This window comes from Streptomyces sp. B21-083 (assembly GCF_036898825.1).
Taxonomy (GTDB): domain Bacteria; phylum Actinomycetota; class Actinomycetes; order Streptomycetales; family Streptomycetaceae; genus Streptomyces.
The window spans coordinates 915,673-939,924 of sequence record NZ_JARUND010000002.1 but is presented as its reverse complement, the minus strand read 5'-3'; the positions used below and the strand labels follow the sequence as shown (position 1 = coordinate 939,924).

The following is a 24,252-nucleotide window of genomic DNA, read 5'->3' as shown; positions in this document are numbered from 1 at the left end:
TGTCCGCGGTCGCGGAAAGCCTCGCAGGCCCGGGCATCCGGGTCGGGCGGAGTACGAGCGTCTGCCTGCGGCCGGAGTCCGACGCCGCGATGCCGCCGCGCAGGCGGGCGTCCACGAGCGCACCGCTGAGGACTGGGACAAGGGCATCCGGCAGATCGGCCACTCGTGTCTGCGCGCTGACGGCCGCCTGATCGACTACAAGACCGGTGTGACCACCATCGCCGACGCCACGACCCGGCCGCCCCTCGCGGCGGTCGACGCGCGGCTGCACCCCCCGGTTCCTGAACGTGACCGAGCGGGAGACGATCGCTGACATGCACCGGGCCGGCCATTCGCTGCGGGCGATCGGTCGGACGGGCTCTGGGGCGACTGGCGTCCACGGTCGAGCGGGAGATCGACGCCCAGGCGGTCGACGGCGTCTACCGGCCGCACCGGGCCCAGCGGGCCTGGGCCGGGAGCCGGTCACGGCCCAAGGTGTCGAAGCTCGCCGCAGACGGTCCGCTGCGTCGATACGTTGAGGACAGGAGGACGGATTCTTGGGGTCCTCGCAACACCTGATGGCTTACGCGGCTGTCAGTAGATCATGCAGGCGCTCGGCTGGGGTTCTCCAGCCGAGCGTTTTGCGTGGTCGGCCGTTGAGTTGTTGGGCGACGTGTTGGGCCTTGACCCGGAATCTTGGACACGGGCTACGCGGCTTGGGCCAGGGTAGTTGATGTTGTGTCGAGTGCTGTCTCGTAGGCGATGGGACTGCGTTGTCCGAGGCGGGAGTGTCGGCGTCGGGTGTTGTAGCGGTTGAGCCAGCGGAACGCGTCGAGACGGGCCTCGCGTTCGCTGGACCAGCGCTTTCGGCCCTGAAGCGTCTCGCGTTTGAACGTCGCGTTGAAGGACTCGGTGAGCGCGTTGTCCGCCGAGCTGCCGATCGCGCTCATGGACTGGCGGACGCCGGCCTGGCGGCAGGCGTCGGCGAAGGCCCGGCTGGTGTACTGCTTGGGTTCAACCAGTCGTTGCAACACCCCTGGTCAGAGGGGTGTGTTGTGGGACGGCCAGCGGGTTGGATGGCGGAGTTGACTGGGCGGTCGCCGATGAAGTCGCCGGGGCGGCCGTCGACGCGGCGGGAGATCGAGCGACTGTTCTGGCTTGAGATCGCCAAGGGGCTGACCAGTGAGGATGCGGCGGTCGCTGTCGGGGCAGCGCCGGCGGTGGGGACGCGGTGGTTCCGGCATGCTGGCGGGATGCCGCAGATCGATCTTGCTGTCTCGGGCCGCTACCTGTCGTTCGCCGAGCGGGAGGAGATCGCTCTGCTGCGTGTGCAGGGCGTTGGGGCACGGGAGATATGAAGTTGCCCCGTGATCTTGGACACTCGTCGGTTATGCCGCGAGGGCGTGTTGATGCCGCTGCCTGGTCTCGGCCGGGGTGAGGTAGCCGAAGGTCTTGTGCTTGCGCAGGCGACGGCGGTTGTAGAACGTCTCGATGTAGGTGAAGACCTCGGCGCGGGCGGTGGCCCGGTCGGGCCAGGTGCGGGTGCCGATCTCTTCCTTGAGCAGGGCCCAGAAACTCTCCGCGGCCGCGTTGTCAAAGCATGATCCGGTGCGTCCGCAGCTGCTTCTTAGCCCCAACTCCCTTATTCGGGTGCGGAATTGAGCCGAGGTGTATTCGCTGCCTCGGTCACTGTGGATCACGCAGCCGGGCTCCAGGTTGCCCCGGCCGTGGGCCATGTCGAGGGCATCCACGACGAGTTCGGCGCGGTGGTGATCGGCCATGGCATAGCCGACGACCTCGCGGGTGGCCAGGTCCAGCCAGCAGGCGAGGTAAAGCCAGCCCTCGGCGGTGGGCAGGTAGGTGATGTCGCCGACCAGCTTGATCCCGGGCCGCTTGGCGTGGAAGTCACGGCCGATCAGGTAAAGGGGCCGGCTTCGCCTTCTTGTCGGGCCGGGTCAGCGAGCGGCGCTTGCGCCGGGTGACGCCTCGGATGTCGCGCTCGCGCATCACGCGGGCGATGCGCTTGCGGTTCACCCGCCGTCCCAGGCGCCGAAGTTCGGCGTGGATGCGAGGGACACCGTAGGTGCGGCGGGAGGCGATGTGCAGCACCGTGATCTCGTGTGCGAGCTCGTCGTCGGCGGCCTGCCGGGCCTGGCGGGCGGCTTTGCCTTCGCACCACGCGTAGTAGGAGGAACGGGCGATGTGCAGCACCCGGCACAGCAGCACGATCGGATAGTTGGCCTTCTCCGCATGGATGAACCGGTACAACTTGCTCACCGGTCGCTCTCCTTCACGAAGAAGGCGGTCGCTTTTTTCAGGATCTCGATCGTCTGCTGCTGTTCGCGGTTCTCCCGCCGCAGCCGCTTGAGCTCCTCACGCTCGGCACTGCTCAATTCGCCGGGAGTGCCCTCACCCCGGCCCGCCTTCGCCTTGCGGTACCAGCCGCGCAGGGACTCGGAACTGATGCCGAGTTCCCGGGCCACAGCGGTGACCGTCCTGCCCGAGGAGTCGACGAGCGCGATCGCGTCCCACTTGAACTCTTCGGTGTACCGCTTCGTGTACTTGCTTCCAACCTGGTGCTACTTCCTCTGGAACCTCAGGTCCCAGTCTCCAGGTGTCCACGATCAAGGGGAAGGTTCAGTTCAGCACCCAGTGGTCGCCCTGGAGTTCGGCGCGCGTCGCCAAGGCGGCCAGGTCGGAGCCGGCACCGGGCTCGGAGAACCCTTGGGCGAAGACGTACTCGCCCGACACGATCCGGGGCAGGAAACGTGCGAGCAGGTCGGGCTCGGACCACCGCAGCATCGTGTTGCCGAGCATGGTGATGCCGAAGGCGTCGTTGTCCGACCCGTTGGGGATACCTGCCTGCGCCAATTCCTCCACGAGCACGAAGTGCGCAGCCGCGTCGAGCCCCGCTCCGCCGTACTCGACGGGCCAGGCGGGAGCGAGCCAGCCCCGCTTGGCCAGCTCGGCCCGGGTATCTGCGCAGAACGTGTCGCGTGCCCTGCCCGCCAGCGTTCATATGCCGGTCCAGCCTGGGGGAGTGTGCTCCCTGATGAAATCGCGGACCTCGGCGCGGAACTCCGAGGCCTTGGACTGGGCGACTGATGAATCCACAGCTCTCCTGACGTGGTGTGGACATCCGACGAGGCATATCCGTAGGGTTGCGTCATTAGACTGACCAGGTCAACCCGGAACTCTTTCCATGGGTTGGTGAGTTGCATATTAGAACTCACTCAGTCACGATGGCTACCTCTCAGCGACCGGACCGAGGAGGCACCGCATGCCGTTCGCCCTGACCGAGGAAGAGCGCCGGCTCGCCGACACCGCAAGCCGACTGCTCGCGGCTGCCGGGGCAGCGGACGCGGTCCCGCCGGCCTGGGAGCACCGGTCGGCCGGCATCAACCGGGCGCTGTGGCAGCAGCTGGCCGGCCTGGGCCTGCTCGGCGTCGGCGTAGCGGAGGAGCGTGGCGGATCCGGTGGCGGATGTCGTGAACTGTGCATCCTCGCCGAGCAGTTCGGGCGCGCGCTCCGGCGGGCCCCCTTCGCGGGCACTGCCGCGGTGCTGACGCTGCCCGGGCATGAGGTGACCGGGATCGTAGACGGTTCTGTGCTGGCGGTTCCCGCCTGGGAAACCTTTCCGGCGGCCGTTGTGCCACGGACCCGTGACACCGCGCTTCGTCTCTCCGGCTCCACAGTGAGCGGCACGCTGCAGGCGGTGGCCTTCGGCATGGACGCCGATCTCCTGCTCGCCTTCGCAGGAGACGTCCCCGTGCTGGTCGATCTGTCCGCCGAAGGTGTGCGGCGCACATCTGTCGAGGCCCTCGACGTCACCGAGCCGATGGCGGCGATCACCCTCACCGAGGCCCGCGCCACCTTGCTGGCCCCGGCCGGCTCCCTGGCTTCGGTGCTGACGGTACTGGCCGCAGAACTCGTCGGAACCGGGCAGCAGGCACTCGACGGGGCAGTCGAGTACGCGGGGCAGCGACACCAATTCGGCCGCCCGATCGGCTCGTTCCAGGCGATCAAGCATCTGCTGGCCGACCGGCACGTTCAGCTGGATGCCGCCCGGCTGCTCGTCGAGGACGCCGCGACGCGGATCGACGAAGCGAACCCGAACGCCGACGCCGCTGCGCGCACCGCCCTGGTCGCGGCGAGCGATGCCGCTGACGAGGCGACCCGTGACGCTCTACAGGTGCACGGGGGGATCGGATTCACCTGGGAGCACCCCTGCCATGTGTTCCTCAAGAGGGCGCGCGCCCGCCGTTCTCTGCTCGGCTCCGTAGGGACCCAACTCGACGCGTTGGCCGACCACGTCTTCGGCGTCCGTTGACTTCGACGCACCCATCACCAGGAGTTCGCCATGCAGCTTGGCATCAATCTCGGATACTTCGGTCTCGGCAGTGACACCGACAATGTCGCGATCGCGCAGGAGGCCGAACGTCTCGGCTATTCGTCGTGCTGGGCGGCCGAGGTCTACGGTTCCGACGCCGCGACCGTGCTCGCCTACATCGCGGCCAAGACGGAGCGCATTCACGTGGGTTCGGCCATCTTCCAGATACCGGCGCGGACCCCGGCCATGACCGCCATGACCGCGGCAACCCTGGACACGCTCTCCGGCGGTCGCTTCCGACTGGGCCTGGGTGTGTCGGGCCCGCAGGTGTCGGAGGGCTGGTACGGAGTGAGCTTCGACGATCCTCTCGGCCGTACGAACGAGTACGTGGAGATCATCCGCACCGCCTGGTCGCGGGAGAGGCTGATCCACGCGGGGACGCACTGGACGCTGCCCCTTCCGGACGGTCCGGGCAAGCCTCTCAAGCTCACCGTCCACCCGGTGCGCGAACGTATCCCCGTCTACATCGCCGCGATCGGCCCCAAGAACCTCGAACAGACGGGCCGGATCGCCGATGGCTGGCTCGGAATGTACTTCTCTCCTGAACAAGCCGAGGTCTCGCTCGGTCCGTTGCGTCAAGGACGGGGCGGAAGCCTCGACGGGTTCGACGTAGCCACGACGGTCCAGGTCTCGGTCACGCAGAGCGACAGCGCCGACGAGTTGAGGGCTGCGGCGGACACCCATCGCGCCTTCGTCGCCCTCTATCTCGGCGGAATGGGAAGCAGGAAGCAGAACTTCTACAACCGTCAAGCCCGTCGCATGGGTCACGAGCAGGCGGCCGAGGAAATCCAGGAGCGCTATCTCGCCGGTGATCCCAAGGGCGCGGCGGCCGCGGTGCCGCACGACCTGATCGACTCGGTCAGCCTCATCGGGACCCGCGAGCGTATCGCGGACCGCCTCAAGGCGTACGCCGACACAGGTGTGACCACGCTCATCGTCGCCCCGGGAGGCGCCGCACCCGGCCACCCGGGACTTACGTTGGACGAGCGGCTCACCGTCCTGCGGGGGGTCGCGGAAGCCGCCGAGCTGGCCCAGGTCTGACCGTCCGCCCCCTCCAACGGTCCTCGGCAGGGCCCGGGCCGTCGGTGTCCGCCGTCGAGAACAACGGCGGCCGGACACAAGCCGTGTGGGATCTCTTTGACCGGACTCGACGTCGGCCGGGTGGACACCGGTCCGACCGACGCTGCAGATGCCCCTAGTCCAGCCCGCAGTCTGTCGCACCCGTCGCTTGCGACGGCATCGAAACCGACGCGTGCCGGGATGCTCGCGCACGACGCACCCGGTACGTGAAGGCCGGGGTGCCGCAAGATCCGTCCGCGCTCCACCCGGGGCCGGCCGAACAACCACCGCACCATCCACGCTCTCGGAGAATGCCCATGGAAAACGCCGTAAACCACCGTCACGTCAAGGTGAACGGCCTGCGGCTCCACATCGCCGAGCAGGGCCAGGGCCCGCTCGTGGTGCTCCTGCACGGCTGGCCGGAGAGCTGGTACTCCTGGCGGCACCAGTTCGCCCCGCTCGCGGCGGCCGGATACCGCGTCGTCGCTCTCGACCAGCGTGGCTACGGCCGCAGCGACCAGCCAGAGGACGTCTCCGCCTACACCCTGCTGCACCTTGCCGGCGACGTCATCGGCCTGATCCGGGAACTCGGCGAAGAGCAGGCGATCCTGGTCGGACACGACTGGGGGGCGCCGGTCGCCTGGGTCACGACCATGCTGCGCCCGGATGTGGTGCGCGCCGTGGCCGGGCTGAGCGTTCCGCCGATCCTGCCCACGGGCATGGTCCCGCTCTCGGTCAGCCGCGCCCTGTACGGGGAAGGCTTCTACCAGATCTACTTCCAGAAGCCGGGTGTGGCCGACGCCGAACTGGCCAAGGACATTCCCGCCTCCCTCCGGCGCGTCCTCGTCGGAGCATCGGGCGACAATCCGCGCAACAGCCGACCACAGCCGTGGATCATTCCCGACGGCAAGACCCTCCTGGACACCGTCCCCGAGCCCCCCTCCCTGCCCACATGGCTGACCGAGGCGGACATTCAGGCGTACTCTGACGATTTCGCCCGCCACGGAGCCAGGGCCTTCACCGGCGCCTTGAACTGGTACCGGAACATCGACCGCAACGCCGAACTGCTCGCGGCCTTCCAGGGACGAGGCATCGACGTCCCCGCCCTCTATGTGGTCGGTGACCGAGACATGGTCACTTCACTGGGCGGGCCCGGCAGGCGACGCACCGATCCGCGCAAGGTCGCCCCGCACCTGCGAACTCCGGTGATCCTTCCGGGCTGTGGGCACTGGACCCAGCAGGAGCGCCCCGCCGAGGTCAACACCGCTCTGTTGGGCTTCCTCGCCCAGCTCGACCGGGCGCCGACCGGCTGACGCGATCTGCGACCGCAGGACCAATGGCGTCACTGGGGGCGCGCGGTGGGTTGGGTGACTTCCTCATGACAGGTCCGGCGGTCGGTGCGCGGCCGGCTACCACACTTATGGTCAGCCGCCGAGGGGCCGACTGCCTCCGCCAAGCAGTGTGTTCGTGAGGGGTGTCGGTCAGGCATGCGCACTGTCTTTGCGATACATGTGAAAGGACCGGCGCCCGTGACCGCGTTCAAGCCGTAGCCTTCGCCTACGGAGCAGGACTGGTCCGCCCCCTGTGGCGTCGCTCTCGCGCCGTTCCTGGTGCACATCCCGATCGAGCCCGCTCTGACCGCACTGCCGAGCCGGGCCGAGCGCCGAACCTTGGGGAACCGTCCCACGTTTGACAACGGATCAGGCACACAATCAGCGAGCGCAACAGGCCGTGCGCTCGTCAGAGTGGTGACGCCGCCGCCGGGGAGGTTCCGACGAGCAGGGGAATCGTGGTGCTCACGGCGCGCAACGACTCGCTGTCGCGCGAGGAGAGTGCGATGACGAACGCGCCTTGCGTCATGGCCAGCAGGGCATCCGCGAGTTCCCCTGCCGACCGGTCCTTGCGCACGTCGCCCCTTTCCTGGCCGTCGCTGAGCGCGGTGACGAGGAGGGCGCGCCAGTCGCGCAGGTCGCTGTCCAGCTGGGCGCGGAAGCTTTCGGAGGTGGCGGACACCTCGGTGGAGAAATTTCCGGCCAGACAGCCGCGCTGGTAGTCGGAGTTGATGAACTCGCTGGTCATCTCGTCGAAGTAGCCGACCAGTTTGTCCGGTGTAGGTAGCTCGGGCCGGTCGATCCACTTCTGTAGGAGATTCAGCTGGTATTGCATATAGACATTGAGGACGGCCTTGCCGAACGCCTCTTTTGAGCCGAAATGGTGGTAGAACGACCCCTTCGGGACGCCTGATGCCGCCAGGACGGAGTCCACTGTCGTGCCGTGGTAGCCGTACGCGTAGAAGTGCTTCATGCCCTGCCTGAGCAGGCGGTCCTTGTGTGACATCCCCGTCCGCTGCTGCGGGCTCACCGGCACTCCTGATGGCTTCGCGGGCGATGTGCACCCTATTTCAAAGGTTCAAGCATAGTCGTGGAGCCCCGCCTCTTTGTTACTTGACGGTTCGGTCTAGACGACTTAGTTTAGGCAGGGCCGGGGAGCCCCCCGCCCTCTGTCGAAAACCCCTCAGTCGATGACGACCGGTACGGGAGATACACGCATGAGCGACATCAAGTACGAGGCGATCGATGACGTCGCGGTCGCGACCCTGGCCAATCCGCCGGCCAACCTCTTCGACGCCGGCATCACCGACGGTCTGTTCGAGGCACTGCGCCGCGCGCGGGCCGAGGAAAAGCGGGCCATGGTGATCCAGGCAGAAGGCGCGCTGTTCTCCGGCGGCGCCGATGTGAACCTCTTCGCGGGCAAGAATTCGGTCGAGGGGCGGGAACTGTTCGAGCAGGTCATGCCGCTGATCGCGGCGATCGAGGACGCGCCGTTCCCGGTGATCTCGGCGGTGCACGGCATGTGCCTGGCGGCGGGGCTGGAGATCGCTCTGGCGTCCGACCTGGTCATCGCCGCCGAGGGCACCCGGTTCGCACAGGTCGAGGCCCTGATCGGTGCCGCCACCTTCCTCGGCGGCGTCTACCGCCTTGCCGAGCGGTGCGGTTCCGCCCGCGCTTTGGAGATCACCTTCTCCGGTGACCAGTACCCGGCCGAGACGTTCGAACGGTGGAACATCATCAACCGTGTGGTGCCCGGCGACCGGCTGCAGGAGGAGGCTCTGGCCTGGGCCCAGCGGCTGGCCAAGGGCCCGACCCGGGCGCACGCCGTCAGCAAGCGTCTGGTGCACCATTCCCTCGCACACGGCCCGCGCGCGACCGACGGCTACGTGCTGGACGCCGCCACCTCGCTGTTCGACACGCGAGACATGCAGCACGGCGTGGGTCTCCTGCTCCAGCAGGGCTCGCGGGAGTTCCTCAAGAACCACGCCGACATCGTCTTCGAGGGAAAGTGATGGGCGGCGCGGCCCCGCAGGACCCCCCCGAGGGCTGGGGGACACCGGGCACGCTTCCCGTCCTCCTGGCCACCCACGCGGCGGAGCGGGCGGCGCTCCCCGCGGTGTCGTGGCGTGCGGCCGACGGCGGCACGGCCACGCTGACCTGGCAGCAGTACCGTGAACTCGTGCTCGACGTGGCCGCCGGATATCTGCGGCTCGGACTCGAACCGGGCCGGACGGTCGCGATTCTCGCGGGCAACCGTGTCGAACACCTCGCGGCCGACCTCGCCGCATCTCACTGTGCCGCGGTCGCCGTCAGCCTCTACCAGACGCTCTCCACCGAGCAGTTGGACCATGTGGTGGGCGACGCGGAGCCGCAGCTGATCATCGTGGAGCAGGGCGCCAGAGAGCGGATCCAGAAGGTGCCCTGGGTACGGAAGCACACCCCGCACCTGATCATCCTGCCCGAGCGGACGGGCGAGGCCCCGAAGGAATCCCCGGAGCCGGGGGCGACGCGCTGGGCGGACCTGGTGGCCTCCGGCGCCGAGCACCGTGCCGCCCTCGCCGACGAGATCGAACGCCGCGTCGGCTCACTCAACCCCGATGATCCCCTCACCTACATCTACACATCGGGCACCACCGGCCTGTCGAAGGGCGTCACCCTCACCCACCACAACCTCCTGTGGGACGCGCAGGCCATGGTGCGCACAGGTGCCTTCGACAGGGACTATCGGACCATCTCCTCACTGCCCCTGGCCCATGTGGCCGAGCGGCTCTGGAGCGTCTACTTCCCCCTCGTAGTGGGCGGTCACGTCTACTGCCTGCCCGACACCAAGGATCTGCTGGACGCGCTCACCAGGCACCGGCCGAGCACGTTCATGGCGGTGCCCCGCGTCTGGGAGAAACTCGCCCAGGGAGTGCGGACGTTCCTGGATTCCTCGCTCATGGATGCTCACCGGCAGGCTCTCGAAGCCGACCGAGCAACCCTGACCGAGGAGTGGGAACTGATCCTGGACGACGTCCCCGTCCCGGCGAAACTCCGTACCGCCGCCGACCGCGCCCGGGAGGGCGTCCTGCGCGACGTGCGTGTGATGTTCGGCCTCGACCAGGCCGTGGCCTGCTGCGGTGCGGCCCCGCTGAGGGAGGACGTCGCCGGATTCTTCGCCTCGATCGGCGTCTACATCCACAACGGCTACGGGCTCACCGAGACGGGCGGTGTGTCGGTGGCCGACCGGCTGGGCGGCCAGAGCCGCGGCAGTGTCGGTCTGCCCCTGCGCGATGTCGGGGTCCGCATCGCGGAGGACGGCGAGATCGAGCTGAAGAGCCCCGGCAACACTCCCGGATACCGCAACCTGCCGGACGCCACCGCCGAGCTCTACACCGCCGACGGCTGGCTGCGCACCGGGGACATCGGGCATCTCGACGACGCCGGACGGCTGCACATCACCGACCGGAAGAAGGAGATCATCGTCAATGCCGCGGGCAAGAACATCGCTCCCACCGGCATCGAGTCCCTGATCTCCGGGCGTGGATTCATCGACCTGACCATGGTCGTGGGAGAGGCGCGCCCGTACGTGGTGGCCCTGTTCACCGTGGACGACCAGGCGCTGACGGCGTTCGCCGCGGCCGAGGGCATCGAGGAGACGTCCGTCGAGGCGCTGCTCGACCACCCCACTGTCCGAGCCCGGGCCCAGCAGATCGTGGACGAGGCCAACAGCCGGCTGTCGAGGCCGGAACAGATCAAGCGTTTCGCTCTTCTGCCGTCGGCCTGGACCCCCGAGTCCGGTGAACTCACCCCGTCGCTGAAGATGCGCCGCACCGTGATCCGCGACCGTTATCGGGATCACATCGAGGCGCTGTACCGGCAGGCCTGACATCCCGTCACGCCGCACCTGTCCTGCGGCCATGACGCCCGCAGCACCCGCACCCCGGCAGCGAACGGCCGGCGCGGACAACTCTCCAGCTCGGTTCCGAGCAACTTCCTTATCGCGTAACCCACTTGGAGTTCCCCATGTTTCCCGACCTGTTCTCCGTCCAGGGCAAGACAGCCCTGGTCACCGGCGGCAGCCGAGGCATCGGCTACATGATCGCCGAAGGACTGCTGCGAGCCGGCGTCCGCGTCTACATCTCCTCCCGCAAGGCCGACGCCTGCGCCACCGCGGAGAAGGAGTTGTCGCAGTACGGCGAGATCACCGCGATCCCCGCCGACGTCAGCACCGAGGACGGCTGCCGGGCACTGATCGAGGAGATCCAGGGCAGGGAGTCCGCGCTGCACATCCTCGTCAACAACGCCGGGACCACCTGGGGCACATCCTTCGACGAGTTTCCCGACAAGGCCTGGGACCGGGTGCTCGCCACCAACCTCAAGGCCCCCTTCACCATGACCCGGCTCGCCCGGCCCCTGCTGGAGTCGGCGTCCACCGACGGCGACCCGGCCCGCGTCATCAACATCGGCTCGATCGACGGCATGGTCGTGCCCGGCTTCGGCAACTACTCCTACGCCGCCTCCAAGGCCGCCGTCCACCACCTGACCCGGCACATGGCAGCCGACCTCTCCCCATCGATCCTCGTCAACGCCATCGCACCGGGACCCTTCCCGTCGAAGATGATGGAGATCCCGCTCCAGGAACTCGGCGACCAGCTGGTCGCGGCGAGCCCCGTGCACCGCATCGGCCGCACCCAGGACATCGCCGGCGCGGTCGTCTACCTGTCCTCGCCCGCCTCCACCTACATCACCGGAGCGGTCATTCCCCTCGACGGCGGCCTCAGCACCACCGTCGGCATCGCCCTCGAAGGAGAGTGACGATGAGCGAGTACAAGGCTCCGGTGGGGGAGTACGACTTCCTGCTCCGCCATGTCGTCGACGCCCAGCACGTTCTCGACGTGACCACCGGCGGGGAGGTGGGACTGGACGACGTACGCGAAGTCCTCGGCCACGCGGGCACGTTCGCCACCGAGGTCCTCGACCCGCTCAACACCATCGGCGACCGCGAGGGCAACACCCTCACGGACGGCAAGGTGACCACTGCCCCCGGGTTCACCGAGGCGTACAAGGCGTACGCGGAGGCCGGCTGGGTCGGTATCGGGCTGCCCCGCGAGGCGGGCGGCGACGGGATGCCGGGCGTGGTGACCACCGGGGTCAACGAGATCTGGGCAGCGGCGAACATGGCGTTCTCCCTGGGACCGGGCCTGTCCGTCGGCGCCGTGCACGCCCTGCTCACCGCGGCAAGCGACGAGATCAAAAAGACGTATCTGCCGCCGCTGGCGTCGGGTCAGTGGACCGGCACGATGAACCTGACGGAGCCGCAGTCCGGCACCGACCTGGCAGGCATCCGCACCACGGCCCGGCCGCGCCAGGACGGCAGCTGGGCGATCAAGGGCCAGAAGATCTTCATCACGTGGGGCGACCACGACCTCACCGAGAACATCGTGCACCTGGTGCTGGCCCGCACGGAAGGCGCGCCCGAAGGGCTCGGCGGCCTCTCGCTCTTCGTCGCGCCGAAGTTCCTGTTGAACGCCGACGGCACCCCGGGCCAACGCAACACCGTCCACACGGTGTCCCTGGAACGCAAGCTCGGCATCCACGCCAGTCCCACCTGTGTCCTCGACTACGACGACGCCACGGGCTGGCTCGTCGGAGCCCAGAACCGGGGCCTGGAAGCGATGTTCGTGATGATGAACCTCGCCCGGGTGGGCGTGGCCGCCCAGGGTCTCAGCCTCGCCGACCGGGCCTTCCAGCGCGCCGAGGCATACGCGGCCGAGCGCGTCCAGGGCAAGGTGACAGGCCGCCCGGCGGGCACCCCGATCGCCGAACACCCCGACGTCCGAAGGCTGTTGCTGTCAATGCGCAGCACGATCTCCGCGATGCGCGCCTTCCAGCTCCAGGTCGCGGCATGGCTCGACATGGCAGGGGCGCCTCAGGCGGACTCTGACGAGGCGTTCCAGCTGGCGGACTTCTTCGTGCCGATCCTCAAGGGCTGGCTGACGGAGAACTCCGTGCAGATCACCTCGGACGGCATCCAGGTGCATGGCGGGATGGGCTTCATCGAGGAGACCGGCGCCGCCCAGTACCTGCGCGACGTACGGATCCTGCCCATCTACGAAGGCACCACCGCGATCCAGGCCAACGACCTCACCCGCAGGAAACTGGCACGCGACGGCGGCGCCACCGCCGAAGCGGCCTACGCGCTCGTCGAAGCCTCTCTGGAGCCGCTGCGCCGCCACGACCACCCGGTCGCGAAGCGCACCGTCGAACGACTGGACCTGGCGATCGCCTCCGGCCGCGAGGCCACCGCGGCCCTGCTCCGGCAGGCCAAGAACAACCCACGCGACATGCTCGCGGGTGGTGTCCCCTACCTCACGCAGTGGGGCCTGCTCGCAGGCGGATGGATGCACGCCCGCATCCTGGCCGCGGCCCTCGACCTGCCCGAGGACGCCGACACCGCCCGCCGTCTCCTGGACGCCGACTTCTACGGCGCCCACAGCCTCAGCCGCATCGACTCGCTGACCGACGTCATCCAGGCCGGAGAGATCGTATGAGCACCGCGTTGACCCTCGACGTGTACACAAGCCCCTTGGTGAAGCTGCCCGAGGCGGTCGGCGGCTGGTTCTCACCGACCACCTCGACACTCGTCTACGGGCCGACCGAGGTAGTTCTGGTGGACAGCCAGTACCTGGCGGACGACGTGGCCGAGCTGGCCCGCCGGATCGAGGAGTCGGGCCGTACCCTCACCACGATCTACGTCACCCACGCCCACGCCGACCACTACTTCGGCATTGAGTGGCTGCTGGAGCGTTTCCCGCAAGCCCGGGCGGTTGCACTGCCGTCCGTGGTGGCGGAGATCAAAGCCACCAACGAGGCCCAGCGCACAACGTGGCGCCAGTGGTTCGGGGACAAGGCCCTCGACAACACCGTGATCCCCGAGCCCCTCGATGGCGACACGATCCTCCTCGACGGGGAGGAACTGAAGGTCATTGAGATCGGCCAGGCGGACATCGCCCCGGCCACCATCGTGTGGGTGCCGTCGCTCCGCGCGGTCATGGCCGGCGACGCGATCTACAACGGCGTCAACCCCTTCCTCGCCGCCTCCGGGCCCGCCGAGTGGACCAAGTGGATCGAGAGCATCGAGAAGATCGCGGCCCTGGAGCCGGAGATCGTCGTCGCAGGCCACAAGAACCCCGAGGCGCCCGACGACGACCTGGCCGCCACCGTCATCCACACCCGTGACTACATCCGCGCGTTCACCGAGGAACTCGACGCCAGCACCGACTCGCGTGACCTCGTGACCCGGATGCGGGCCCGGTACCCCCACAACCTCAACCCCAGCGCCCTTGTCCTGTCGTCCATGACGGCATGGAAGCGAAAGAAGGCAAGCAATGTCTGAAGCAGTCATCGTCTCCACCGCCCGTTCGCCCATCGGCCGGGCCAATAAGGGCTCGCTCGTCCAGATGCGGCCCGAGGTCCTTACGGTCCAGATGCTCCAGGCCGCTCTGGCCAAGGTGCCGGAACTCGACCCGAACACCATCGACGACCTCATGCTGGGCTGCGGCCAGCCCGCCGGAGAGTCCGGCAACAACCTGGCCCGCGTCGTCGCGGTCCTGGCAGGCCTCGACCCCGTCCCCGGTACGACCGTCAACCGCTACTGCTCCTCCAGCCTGCAGACCACCCGCATGGCGTTCCACGCGATCAAGGCGGGCGAGGGCCACACCTTCGTCTCGGCCGGCGTCGAGACCGTCAGCCGGTACCTCAACGGCTACGCCGACGGTTGGCCCGGCGTGGACGTGCGCAGCCCCGAGTTCGCCGACGCCCTGGCACGTACCGACGCCCGCGGTGCGGAGGGTACGGAGAAGTGGCACGATCCGCGCGAGGACAGCCTCCTGCCGGACGTCTATATCCAGATGGGCCAGACCGCCGAGAACGTCGCGCAGCTGACCGGCATCAGTCGGCGGGAGCAGGACGAGTTCGGCGTCCGCTCACACAACCTGGCCGAGAAGGCGCTCGCCAACGGCTTCTGGGAGCGGGACATCACGCCTGTCACCCTGCCGGACGGCACGGTTGTCTCCCAGGACGACGGCCCGCGTCCGGGGACGACGTACGAGAAGGTCGCCGGTCTCAAGCCGGTCTTCCGCCCCGACGGCACCGTCACCGCGGGCAACGCCTGTCCCCTCAACGACGGTGCGGCGGCCGTGGTCGTCATGTCCGACACCAGGGCCCGCGAGCTGGGTCTGACCCCGCTGGCGCGCATCGTCGCCACCGGTGTCACGGGCCTCTCCCCGGAGATCATGGGCCTCGGTCCCATCGGTGCCACGCGCAACGCGCTGGCGAACGCGGGCCTGTCCATCGGTGACATCGACCTGGTCGAGATCAACGAGGCGTTCGCCGTTCAGGTCATCGGCTCCGCGCGCGAGTTGGGCATCCCCCTGGACAAGGTCAACGTCAACGGCGGTGCGATCGCCGTCGGGCATCCCTTCGGCATGACCGGCGCCCGTATCACCAGCACTCTCATCAACTCCCTCCAGTTCCACGACAAGCAGTTCGGACTGGAGACCATGTGCGTCGGTGGCGGCCAGGGCATGGCCATGATCATCGAACGCCTCAGCTGAGAAACGGAGCAACCTCACCATGACTACGTCAACTCCCCGTACCGCCATCGTCACCGGCGCGGCCCGCGGCATCGGCGCCGCAGTCGCCGAGCGGCTCGCCGCCGACGGTCACGCGGTCGCCGTACTCGATCTGGACGAGGACGCCTGCAAGACGGTCGTCGCACGCATCGAAGCGGCCGGCGGCAAAGCGCTTGCCGTCGGCGCGGACGTGGCCGACGAACAGGCCGTCGAACGTGCGGTGACCCGCGTCGCCGACGAACTCGGCGCCCCCACCATCGCCGTCAACAACGCCGGCGTGCTGCGGGACAACCTGCTGTTCAAGATGACGACCGCTGACTGGGACACCGTCATGAACGTCCATCTGCGCGGCGCCTTCCTCGTCAGCCGGGCCACCCAGAAGTACATGGCCAAGGCCGGCTGGGGGCGCATTGTCAACCTCTCCAGCGAATCGGCGCTCGGCAACCGGGGTCAGGCCAACTACTCCGCCGCGAAAGCGGGGGTGCAGGGGTTCACCAAGACCCTCGCCATCGAACTGGGCAAGTTCGGCGTCACCGTCAACGCCGTCGCCCCGGGCTTCATCGCCACCGATATGACCGCCGCGACGGCCCAGCGCCTGGGCATGACCTTCGATGCGCTCAAGGAATTCGCGGCCGAGCAGATCCCTGTCCGGCGCGTGGGTGGCCCGGCCGACATCGCCGCCGCAGCCTCGTTCTTCGTCCGTGAGGAAGCATCGTTCGTCAGCGGCCAGATCCTGTATGTGGCCGGCGGCCCCAAAGCCTGAAGGAGGCACCCCCCATGACACCTGTGAAGACCTACAAGGGCCTTGACGACTTCGAGAAGGCCGTCGGCACTGTGATCGGCCAGAGCGAATGGCACACGATCACCCAGGACGACATCGATCGTTTCGCTGACGTGACCGGTGACCATCAGTGGATCCACATCGATCCGGAGAAGGCAGCCAAGGGCCCCTACGGGACGACCATCGCCCACGGATACCTGGTTCTGTCCCTCGCGCCGATGATGATCTCGGAAGCCGCGCGGACGGACGGTCTGACGGCCGCCATCAACTACGGCAGCAACAAGGTTCGATTCCCAGCACCCACACCCGTGAACTCCCAGCTGCGCGGCACGGTGGAACTGGCGGAACTGCGGCGCGCACCGCAGGGAGCCCAGGCCGTCCTCCGCGTCACTGTGGAGCGGCAGGGCGGCGACAAGCCGGTCTGCGTCGCCGAAGTCGTCTCACTGCTCATCGAGTGAGCTGCTACAGAGCTGAGAGCCTGGCGTGACCAGCGGGGACCCTGAACAAGACCCTCGACGTACGGCGTGAGGGAAAGGTGCTGATGATCGGTCTCCAACCGACCGCACAAGCGCAATGGCTTCGACGCGACCAGGCTGCGGGACCTCGCCACGGTTTACGGCGAACTGAGCAAGGACGCATCCTGGCTGGACTTGGCGAGCGTGGGTCCGGAACGGCAGAAGCACATCTCCCTCGTGCCGGACGGCAGCATCAACCCGTGGCAGATTGAGAATTCCCGGTTGTCCAAGCCCCCAGGTGTGCCACTGAAGATCATCGGAGACGTCGGGGCGTGATCTTCTGCTTGTGGCGCTCGCAGGGAGCTTGGCTGGCTGAAGGCGCCGCGGGGGCGAAGGTAATCGTGGGCGTCCTCCCACTCGCCAGGCTGTTGTTGAATACCTCGGCGTCGTCATGTTGATGCCGTCGGGGAGCGGTACCACTCCTCAGCGTCGATAGGGCGTGCGATGTAGGTGTGGGCAGTGCCTCGTTGAGCACGCGCCAGCGGAAAACGGACTGGAACCCGGCGCGCTGTTGTTGCGGTGGTTTGGCTCAGCGTCGAGTAGATCCGCAGGCCGCACGGGCGGGTGCGGTCTCGATCACGGTGGTTTGGGAGGACTTGTCGGTCCGCTACGGCGCCCCGGGGAATCGAAGCGGGCGGATCGATGAACTTCACATCGGACTGACCTTCGGCGTTGTGCTGAAGGTCAGTCCGCTCGCGTTTGCGGGTTGAACCGTCGTCTCGATTTTGAAGCAGGAAACCGGTCGGTTTAAGATGAGTCGAAACCGACCGGTTTCACGCTTGAGCGGCGGTTGAGGCTGTCTCCGTGATGCCGTTGCCATCGACGCCGACGGCAGCCTGGGCATGGGGGAGGCGCCGCAATCCCGTTGAAGGATCACTGCTCTGTCTGCGGCGGTACGCGATGAGAGTGATCGTCCCGAAAAATCTTGGGCTGCAGTGGCGCCGCCCGTTCTCCTTCTGCTGTAGCCGTCTTGAACCGGAGTAATTCATGACCGAAATTCATCCGTTCCGCGTTCTGCGCGCCAAACCCCTGTGGATCGCCAACGGCGTCATCACGGGCGTCCTCGCGTTGCTGTTCACCGTGTTCTATGTGGGTGCCAACGTCGATCCCGCCGGCCATATGAAGAACCTGCCTGTGGGGTTGGTCAACTCCGACGAAGGGGGAACCGTCGACGGGAAGACGGTCAATCTTGGCCAACGGATCACTGGGTCGATCAAGGCGTCCAACGCCAGCGGTAGCAAGATCGACTGGAGGGTGATGGATGAGACGGAAATGAAAGAGGAGCTCGGCAAGGGCAAGTTGTACGGGGCGCTCGTCGTCCCCGAGGATTTCACCACCTCCGTCACTGCACTGACCAGCACTGAGGCCACCGATGATCTTGTTCGTCCCACGCTGACGGTGCTGACCAACTCGTCTGCGGGCAGCCTGGGTTCCAGCCTGGCGCGGACGGCCACATCGACAGCTGCCGAGAGGGCCTCACTCGGGTTGGGTAAGGAGCTGACCGCCCAGACCGGGTCCGAGCAGGCGAAAATGCCCGCCGCGGCCCGCGTCCTCCTGGCCGACCCGGCCGCCGTCACGATCAAGGACGGGCATCCGCTCGACTCCCACAGCGGACTGGGTCTGACCGCGTTCTACTACGCGCTCGTCCTCGTGGTGTGCGGGATGCTCTCCGCCAACGTGATCAGCGGCCAGGTGGACCACGCCCTGGGCTACACCCACAACGACATGGGCCCGCTGCGCCTTCACCGCCCGTTGATCCGGGCGACCCGGGTACAGACCCTCGCCATCAGTGCCACTCTCATGATCGGCCTGTCCCTGCTCATGGGCACCTTGGTGATGGCTGGTGCTGTCGGCATCATGGGTATGGATGCCTCGCATCTGCCACTTCTGTGGCTGTACTCGGTGACCGCCATCGCAGTCGCCGGCATCGGTGCCCTGACGCTGCTCGCCGTCTTCGGCACGCCCGGCATGCTGCTGGTAACCCTGGTCTACATCGCGATGGCGGTACCGACTGCCGGCGCCACCACGCCCATTCAGGCGTTGCCCGGCTTCTACCGCTTCCTGGCGGAGTTCGAACCGCTGCGGCAGATTACCGGAGGCGTTCGCTCGATCCTTTACTACGACGCCCAGGCCGACGCGGGCCTGACCCGGGGCTGGGTGATGATGGCCGCCGGTCTCGTACTGGCCGCGGCCTTCGGCTTCGGTGTGACGGGTTGGTACGACCGCAAGGGGCTGCATCGCATCCCCGCTGAGGCGGACCCTGAGAAGGACGCCGTTACGGTCTAGCGGACGGTACCCAACATCCGCCCGGACGGGGCCTGCCAGGTCGCCCCGTCCGGGTTTCCTATGACGGGGCGCGCACACCACCAGGGCTCGGCCGTGGGCGCAGCGTCACCACACCTGCCCGATCGGCTTTACCTGCTCGAACAGGCCGCCGAGACCTACCGCCAAGCCTTCCGACCCAGTGCGGACCTGGCAGAGCCCTACCTCGTGGTGGGCGCCAACGTCGTCGCGGCCGACACGACGGAGCGCGCCCAGCAGGCCCTCCTCTCCATCCGCCGCACCATGGCCTCGGGCATGGCGCGACCCAGACTCCCCGTCCAGACCGACATTGACGAGGACGCCGCCGACGAGCTCCTCAGCGGACCCATCGGGGAGCAGGTCGACAAACTGCTGCACTACACCGCGGTCGGGGACCCGAACGACGTCGCCCGCTACCTCGATGACCTCGCACAGGCCGTCGAAGCCGACGAGATCATCACCGCCCACCAGATGCCCGACCTCGAAGACCGGCTGCGCTCCGTCGCGCTGACCGTCGGCTCCGCAGCCTTCCCTCCGCACACTGACATCCCTCCGACCGCCCAGGAGGGCCCCGCCAACCACTATCCGGCAATGGCGGTGACCCCTCTACCGGATACCGGCCGGCGTCCCCCAGGGCTAACAAGCCCACCATCAGGTCCCACTCAGTATCAGAGCACGGCAACACACCAACCCACAGAGGAGTCCAGATGACGACCGATGAAACTCGTCAGCTAGCAACGCAGTTCATTGAAACCCTCACGACCGGCCGCGTAGATGAGGCGCTCGGCCTTTTCGCGGAAGATGCCCGCTGGCATCTGCTCGGGCATGCCGAGGAGTTTTCCCTCGCGCGACCGTACCGGATTCACGAGGTGAGTCAGTTGATGGCGGTGCTGGCCGCCGCAGTAACGCACGGCCACTACAGCCGCATCGAGAACATCATCGCCGACGGAAACCGGGCCGCGATCGAGTTGCACGTCGGCGGAAAAACTCCGGACAATCGCACGTACGACAACCACGTGGCATTCCACCTCGACGTCCATGCCGGCAAGATCGCCTACATGCGCGAGTACGTCGACACGCACCACCTGAAGTGGATCGTCGAGGGTACAGACGCCGTCGAACACCGCTCGTCGAACAGCTGACCCGTTGAGTTGACTGCGGTGACGTCGGCCAGATCCGGGACGCTCTGACCGGGCGGATCCGACGCGAGATGGAGCAAATTCCCGCGGGCGGTGGACCTTTGCTCCGTCCCACGAACCCGAAGGACTCCTTCGGGTTCGTTCCGCTGCCCCGGCCTCCAAGGACACAAGAACACCCCGCCCCTGACCCTTTCAGCGTGGCCTCACCTGGCCTGGCGGCCGGCGGCGGGCACGCCGAGGTCGTCGGCGAGTACGACGGAGGCAGTGAACCGCTTGCCCACCGGCTCCCGGTCAACAGGTCTGGAGAACGACCGAGTCACCGGAGGGATCGTGGACCCGCGCGCTGTGGAAACCGAACAGCACGTACGCCTATCACGCCCTGTGATCGCCCCGAGCGACGACGCTCGGCCCTTCCGCGAAGTCTCCATCCCGCGCAGACCCGAGAAGGCCGCTTATGTCCAGCAGGAAGTAGGCGCTCACCTCGATGCCCCTGCAGGGAGGGCGACCTGCCTGCAGGTTCAGAAGGAAGGCGCAACCGGCATGCAACTTGCACCCGTACAGGCCGCTTTCGGGCTGTTCGCTTCTTCGGCGTCAAGTCGCCGAAGGGGCCTGGACAAGCAGGGGGATGGTGGTGGTGATGGCGTTGAGTGATGCTTCCTCTCGCGAGGAGAGGGCGATCACAAAGGCGCCCTGGATCATGGCCAGCAGCGCATCGGCCAGTTCCTCTGCCGAACGGTCTTTGCGCACGTCGCCTTGGTCCTGTCCTTGCCTGAGGACTCTGACGAGATCCGTGCGCCAGTCCCGCAGGTCGCTTTCCAGTACAGCTCGGAAGCTTTCCGACGTGGCGGACACCTCCGTGGAAAACTTCCCGGCCAGGCAGGCCCGCTGATAGCCCGAGCTGATGAATGCCTTCACCATTTCGTCAAAATAGCCGCTCAGCTTCTCCGTCGTGGAGATGTCATTTCGCTCGGCCCACTTTTGCAGCAGATTAAGCTGAAATTCCATGTAGCGCTTGAGCACTGCCTTGCTGAACGCCTCTTTGGACCCGAAATGGTGATAGAAGGAACCTTTTGGGACTCCTGAGGCGTCGAGGACGGCGTCCACCGTAGTGCCGTGGTAGCCGTGCGCGTAGAAATGCCTCATGCCCTGCCTGAGCAGGCGTTCCTTGTGCGACATCTCGGTCCGCTGTTGCGGGCTCACCGGCACTCCTGATGGCTTCGGGGGTACTACATTATGCGGCCTCAATCATAGCGGCGTCGCGTGCGGGTCGAGCCTTCGAGCTTTTCTTGACGGTTCAGTCTAGTCGACTTAGTCTAGCGGGTGCCGGGGAGGTTGCCCGGCGCTCTGTCGACAGTTCAGTCGACGACGTTCAGTTCAGGAGACATGCATGAGCCAGACCAAGTACGAGGCCATCGGCGACGTCGCCGTGGTGACCTTGACCAACCCGCCGGCCAACCTCTTCGACTCCAGCATCAGCGACGGCCTGGAGGCGGGACTCCGGAGGGCGAAGGAGGAAGGGAAGCGGGCCCTGTTGATCCAGGCCGACGGTCCGATCTTCTCCGGCGGAGCCGATGTGAACCTCTTCGCCGGGCGCTCCGCGACCGATGCACGTGAGCTGTTCGGACAGGTCATGCCGCTCATCGGTGCCATCGAAGACGCACCGTTCCCCGTGATAGCCGCTGTTCAGGGTCTCTGCCTGGCCGCTGGACTGGAGATCGCTCTCGCTGCGGATCTGGTCATCGCCGCCGAGGGCACCAAGTTCGCTCAGGTCGAGGCCCTGATCGGTGCCGCTACCTTCCTCGGCGGCGTCTACCGCCTTGCCGAGCGGTGCGGTTCCGCCCGTGCTCTGGAGATCACCTTCTCCGGTGACCAGTACCCGGCCGAGACGTTCGAGCGGTGGAACATCATCAACCGTGTCGTTCCCGGTGACCAGCTGCGGGATGAATCCCTGGCCTGGGCGCAGCGGCTGGCCAAGGGCCCGACCCGCGCGCACGCCGTCAGCAAGCGCCTCGTGAACCATTCCCTCGCACACGGCCCGCGCGAGACCGACCGCTTCGTCCTGGACGCGGCCACCTCGCTGTTCGACACCCGGGACATGCAGCACGGCGTAGGCCTGCTGCTGAGCCAGGGCTCGCGGGAATTCCTCAAGAACCACGCCGACATCGTCTTCGAGGGAAAGTGATGGCCGCCGCAGCCCCGAAGGACCCCCCGGAGGGCTGGGGCGCCCCAGGCACTCTCCCCTGTCTCCTGGCCGCACGCGCGGTGGACAGAGCAACGTATCCCGCCGTTTCCTGGAGAGCCGCTGAGGGCACCGTCACCACGCTGACCTGGCAGGAGTACCGCGAACTGGTACTCGACACGGCGGCCGGCTACCTGCGGCTGGGCCTGGAACCCGGTGGGACGATCGCGATCCTCGCGGGTAATCGCGTCGAGCACCTGGCGGCAGACCTGGCCGCCTCCCACTGCGCAGCGGCTGCGGTCAGCCTGTATCCGACCCTGTCCATCGAGCAGTTGGACCACGTGGTCCGTGATGCGGAGCCGCACCTCATCGTCGTCGAGGAGACGGCGAGGGAGCGGATCGAGAAGGTGCCATGGGTAGCGGAACACGCTCCGCACCTCATCATGCTTCCCGCCCGCCCCGGCGACGCCCCCGCGCACACGCCTACCGAAACGTCGCCGGCGACGACGTGGCAGGAACTGGTGGCCGACGGCGCACGTCACCGGCACTTCCTGAGGGACGAGATCGAACGGCGTTGCGCCTCCCTCCGCCCCGACGCCCCCCTCACCTACATCTACACCTCTGGGACAACGGGACAGCCCAAGGGAGTCATTCTCACGCACCACAACCTGCTGTGGAACGCCGAGGCCATGGTGCGTACCGGGGGCTTCGACCACGACTACCGGGTCGCCTCCTCACTGCCCTTGGCCCACGTGGCCGAACGGCTGTGGAGCGTCTACCTGACGCTGCACCTGGGCGGTCACGTGTGGTGCGCTACGGATCCGAATGATCTGCCCGACAGCCTGCGGACGCACCGCCCCAGCTGTCTCCTGACCGTGCCTCGTGTCTGGGAGAAACTGGGCCAGGGCGCTCAGGCGTTGTTGGCTTCACCGATGATGGACAGCCATCATCAAGCCCTGCAGGCGGACCGGCAGACGTTGATCGAGGAATGGCGACTGATCATCGACGACGCTCCCGTGCCGGCCGAGCTGCGCACCGCAGCCCAACGCGCACGCGAGGGAGTGCTGCGGGACATACGTGTCATGCTCGGCCTCGACCAGGCGTTGGCATGCACCGCCGCCGCCCCCATGAGGGAGAACGTCGCCGAGTTCTTCGCCTCACTCGGGATCTACATCCACAACGGCTACGGACTGACCGAGACAGGCGGAGTGGCCGTGCTCGATCGGCCCGGCGGCCAGAGTCGCGGCAGCGTGGGACTGCCCCTGCCCGGAACCAGGGTCCGCATCGCCCCGGACGGTGAAATTGAGATCCACAGCCCCAGCAACACCCCCGGATACCGCAACCTCGCACACGCCACGGCCGAACTCCTCACGGCAGACGGCTGGCTGCGCACCGGAGACATGGGGCACCTCGACAAGGCCGGGCGGCTGCACATCACGGACCGGAAGAAAGAAATCCTCGTCAGCTCCGCCGGCAAGAACATCGCGCCCACCGGGATCGAATCCCTCATCGCCGGACGCGACTTCATCGACCTGGTCATGGTCGTGGGCGAGGCACAGCCCTACCTCGTCGCTCTCCTGACGGTGGACCCTGAGGCGCTCAAGGCATTCGCCACTGCGCAGGGCATCGAGGAAACCTCCATCGAGAAGCTCCTCGCACACACCGAGGTCCGCGCCCGGGCCCAGGCCATCGTCGACGAGGCCAACGACCGGCTGTCCAGGCCCGAGCAGATCAAGCGTTTCGTCCTCCTTGCCTCGCCCTGGAGCGTGGAATCCGGTGAGCTCACCCCGTCGCTGAAGATGCGCCGACCGGTGATCACCGAGCGTTACCAGGACCACATCGAGGCGCTGTACCAGCGGGCTTGACGCCTGCTGCCCCCTGGGCTCCGTCACCACCGCCGGGCCTGGGCGCCCGTCGCACCCCCACTTCGCGGGCCCTTGATCGCACTACCCATTTGGAGCAC

Annotated in this window: 21 protein-coding genes and 4 pseudogenes; 18 read left to right on the top strand and 7 right to left on the bottom strand. The window is 67.3% G+C overall.

The annotated features are described in order from the left end of the window. Window positions 1-61 precede the first annotated feature (61 nt). Window positions 62-546, top strand: a pseudogene (locus QA861_RS28295) (helix-turn-helix domain-containing protein); the annotation flags it as partial. A 140-nt stretch (window positions 547-686) separates the two neighbouring features. Here QA861_RS28295 and QA861_RS28290 read toward each other — a convergent pair. Further along, window positions 687-986: pseudogene (locus QA861_RS28290) on the bottom strand (transposase); the annotation flags it as partial. Window positions 987-1,055: 69 nt separating this feature from the next. On the opposite strand from QA861_RS28290, the pseudogene QA861_RS28285 reads away from it, so the two are divergent. Further along, window positions 1,056-1,334 (top strand): annotated as a pseudogene (locus QA861_RS28285) (helix-turn-helix domain-containing protein); the annotation flags it as partial. Window positions 1,335-1,367: 33 nt separating this feature from the next. Here QA861_RS28285 and QA861_RS28280 read toward each other — a convergent pair. The 4 genes and pseudogenes from QA861_RS28280 to QA861_RS28265 all read right to left on the bottom strand — a co-directional run bounded on the left by QA861_RS28280 (window position 1,368) and on the right by QA861_RS28265 (window position 2,991). Continuing rightward, a complete protein-coding gene (locus tag QA861_RS28280; protein ID WP_334594869.1) occupies window positions 1,368-1,862 on the bottom strand; it encodes an IS3 family transposase in 495 nt (164 codons plus the stop codon). A 22-nt stretch (window positions 1,863-1,884) separates the two neighbouring features. Continuing rightward, a complete protein-coding gene (locus QA861_RS28275; RefSeq protein ID WP_334591425.1) occupies window positions 1,885-2,256 on the bottom strand; it encodes an IS3 family transposase in 372 nt (123 codons plus the stop codon). Next, window positions 2,253-2,525, bottom strand: a pseudogene (locus QA861_RS28270) (transposase); the annotation flags it as partial. The pseudogene QA861_RS28270 and the gene QA861_RS28275, both read right to left, overlap by 4 nt. Window positions 2,526-2,616: 91 nt before the next feature. After that, window positions 2,617-2,991, bottom strand: a complete 375-nt coding sequence (locus QA861_RS28265; RefSeq protein ID WP_334594868.1) for an acyl-CoA dehydrogenase family protein — start codon at window positions 2,989-2,991, stop codon at window positions 2,617-2,619. Between the two features lie 268 nt (window positions 2,992-3,259). On the opposite strand from QA861_RS28265, the gene QA861_RS28260 reads away from it, so the two are divergent. The 3 genes from QA861_RS28260 to QA861_RS28250 all read left to right on the top strand — a co-directional run bounded on the left by QA861_RS28260 (window position 3,260) and on the right by QA861_RS28250 (window position 6,741). Further along, a complete protein-coding gene (locus QA861_RS28260) occupies window positions 3,260-4,309 on the top strand; it encodes an acyl-CoA dehydrogenase family protein (protein WP_334591424.1) in 1,050 nt (349 codons plus the stop codon). Window positions 4,310-4,339: 30 nt separating this feature from the next. After that, window positions 4,340-5,410 (top strand): LLM class F420-dependent oxidoreductase, encoded by a 1,071-nt coding sequence (locus tag QA861_RS28255; RefSeq protein WP_334591423.1) that lies wholly within the window; start codon window positions 4,340-4,342, stop codon window positions 5,408-5,410. Between the two features lie 335 nt (window positions 5,411-5,745). Continuing rightward, window positions 5,746-6,741 (top strand): alpha/beta fold hydrolase, encoded by a 996-nt coding sequence (locus tag QA861_RS28250; RefSeq protein WP_334591422.1) that lies wholly within the window; start codon window positions 5,746-5,748, stop codon window positions 6,739-6,741. Window positions 6,742-7,168: 427 nt separating this feature from the next. Here QA861_RS28250 and QA861_RS28245 read toward each other — a convergent pair whose 3' ends face one another. Then, window positions 7,169-7,789 carry a TetR/AcrR family transcriptional regulator gene (locus QA861_RS28245; RefSeq protein WP_334591420.1) on the bottom strand — a complete coding sequence of 207 codons (621 nt, stop codon included), beginning with the start codon at window positions 7,787-7,789 and terminating at the stop codon, window positions 7,169-7,171. Window positions 7,790-7,976: 187 nt separating this feature from the next. Here QA861_RS28245 and QA861_RS28240 point away from each other — a divergent pair, with 187 nt between their 5' ends. From QA861_RS28240 to QA861_RS28190, 11 genes are all read left to right on the top strand, one after another. Beyond that, complete coding sequence (locus tag QA861_RS28240; RefSeq protein ID WP_334591419.1) at window positions 7,977-8,771, top strand: enoyl-CoA hydratase/isomerase family protein; 795 nt, start codon at window positions 7,977-7,979, stop codon at window positions 8,769-8,771. Next, the gene (locus tag QA861_RS28235) at window positions 8,771-10,627 is read left to right on the top strand and encodes an AMP-dependent synthetase/ligase (RefSeq protein ID WP_334591418.1); all 1,857 of its coding nucleotides are present in this window, start codon (window positions 8,771-8,773) and stop codon (window positions 10,625-10,627) included. Before QA861_RS28240 ends, QA861_RS28235 begins: the two co-directional genes overlap by 1 nt. A 137-nt stretch (window positions 10,628-10,764) precedes the next feature. Next, on the top strand, window positions 10,765-11,556 hold the full coding sequence (locus QA861_RS28230) for an SDR family oxidoreductase (RefSeq protein ID WP_334591417.1): 792 nt from the start codon (window positions 10,765-10,767) through the stop codon (window positions 11,554-11,556). Window positions 11,557-11,558: 2 nt separating this feature from the next. Further along, the gene (locus tag QA861_RS28225) at window positions 11,559-13,292 is read left to right on the top strand and encodes an acyl-CoA dehydrogenase family protein (RefSeq protein WP_334591416.1); all 1,734 of its coding nucleotides are present in this window, start codon (window positions 11,559-11,561) and stop codon (window positions 13,290-13,292) included. Next, window positions 13,289-14,137 carry an MBL fold metallo-hydrolase gene (locus QA861_RS28220; protein ID WP_334591415.1) on the top strand — a complete coding sequence of 283 codons (849 nt, stop codon included), beginning with the start codon at window positions 13,289-13,291 and terminating at the stop codon, window positions 14,135-14,137. Before QA861_RS28225 ends, QA861_RS28220 begins: the two co-directional genes overlap by 4 nt. After that, a complete protein-coding gene (locus tag QA861_RS28215) occupies window positions 14,130-15,356 on the top strand; it encodes an acetyl-CoA C-acetyltransferase (protein WP_334591414.1) in 1,227 nt (408 codons plus the stop codon). The genes QA861_RS28220 and QA861_RS28215 overlap by 8 nt, the downstream gene beginning before the upstream one ends. 19 nt (window positions 15,357-15,375) lie before the next feature. Continuing rightward, entirely contained in the window at window positions 15,376-16,137 is a 762-nt protein-coding gene (fabG, locus tag QA861_RS28210; RefSeq protein ID WP_334591412.1) for a 3-oxoacyl-ACP reductase FabG, read from the top strand. A 14-nt stretch (window positions 16,138-16,151) separates the two neighbouring features. Further along, window positions 16,152-16,613, top strand: coding sequence for a MaoC family dehydratase (locus QA861_RS28205; RefSeq protein ID WP_334591411.1), 462 nt, complete (start codon window positions 16,152-16,154; stop codon window positions 16,611-16,613). A 1,044-nt stretch (window positions 16,614-17,657) separates the two neighbouring features. Further along, window positions 17,658-18,956, top strand: coding sequence for a DUF3533 domain-containing protein (locus QA861_RS28200; RefSeq protein WP_334591410.1), 1,299 nt, complete (start codon window positions 17,658-17,660; stop codon window positions 18,954-18,956). 93 nt (window positions 18,957-19,049) lie between these two features. Next, window positions 19,050-19,682, top strand: a complete 633-nt coding sequence (locus tag QA861_RS28195) for an LLM class oxidoreductase (protein WP_334591409.1) — start codon at window positions 19,050-19,052, stop codon at window positions 19,680-19,682. Continuing rightward, window positions 19,679-20,113, top strand: coding sequence for a nuclear transport factor 2 family protein (locus QA861_RS28190; RefSeq protein ID WP_334591408.1), 435 nt, complete (start codon window positions 19,679-19,681; stop codon window positions 20,111-20,113). Before QA861_RS28195 ends, QA861_RS28190 begins: the two co-directional genes overlap by 4 nt. Before the next feature lie 588 nt (window positions 20,114-20,701). Here QA861_RS28190 and QA861_RS28185 read toward each other — a convergent pair. After that, window positions 20,702-21,310 carry a TetR/AcrR family transcriptional regulator gene (locus tag QA861_RS28185; protein ID WP_334591407.1) on the bottom strand — a complete coding sequence of 203 codons (609 nt, stop codon included), beginning with the start codon at window positions 21,308-21,310 and terminating at the stop codon, window positions 20,702-20,704. 187 nt (window positions 21,311-21,497) lie between these two features. Between QA861_RS28185 and QA861_RS28180 the strand changes: the two genes are divergently transcribed. Then, entirely contained in the window at window positions 21,498-22,292 is a 795-nt protein-coding gene (locus QA861_RS28180; protein WP_334591406.1) for an enoyl-CoA hydratase/isomerase family protein, read from the top strand. Beyond that, window positions 22,292-24,154 carry an AMP-dependent synthetase/ligase gene (locus QA861_RS28175; RefSeq protein WP_334591404.1) on the top strand — a complete coding sequence of 621 codons (1,863 nt, stop codon included), beginning with the start codon at window positions 22,292-22,294 and terminating at the stop codon, window positions 24,152-24,154. Before QA861_RS28180 ends, QA861_RS28175 begins: the two co-directional genes overlap by 1 nt. Window positions 24,155-24,252: the final 98 nt, after the last annotated feature.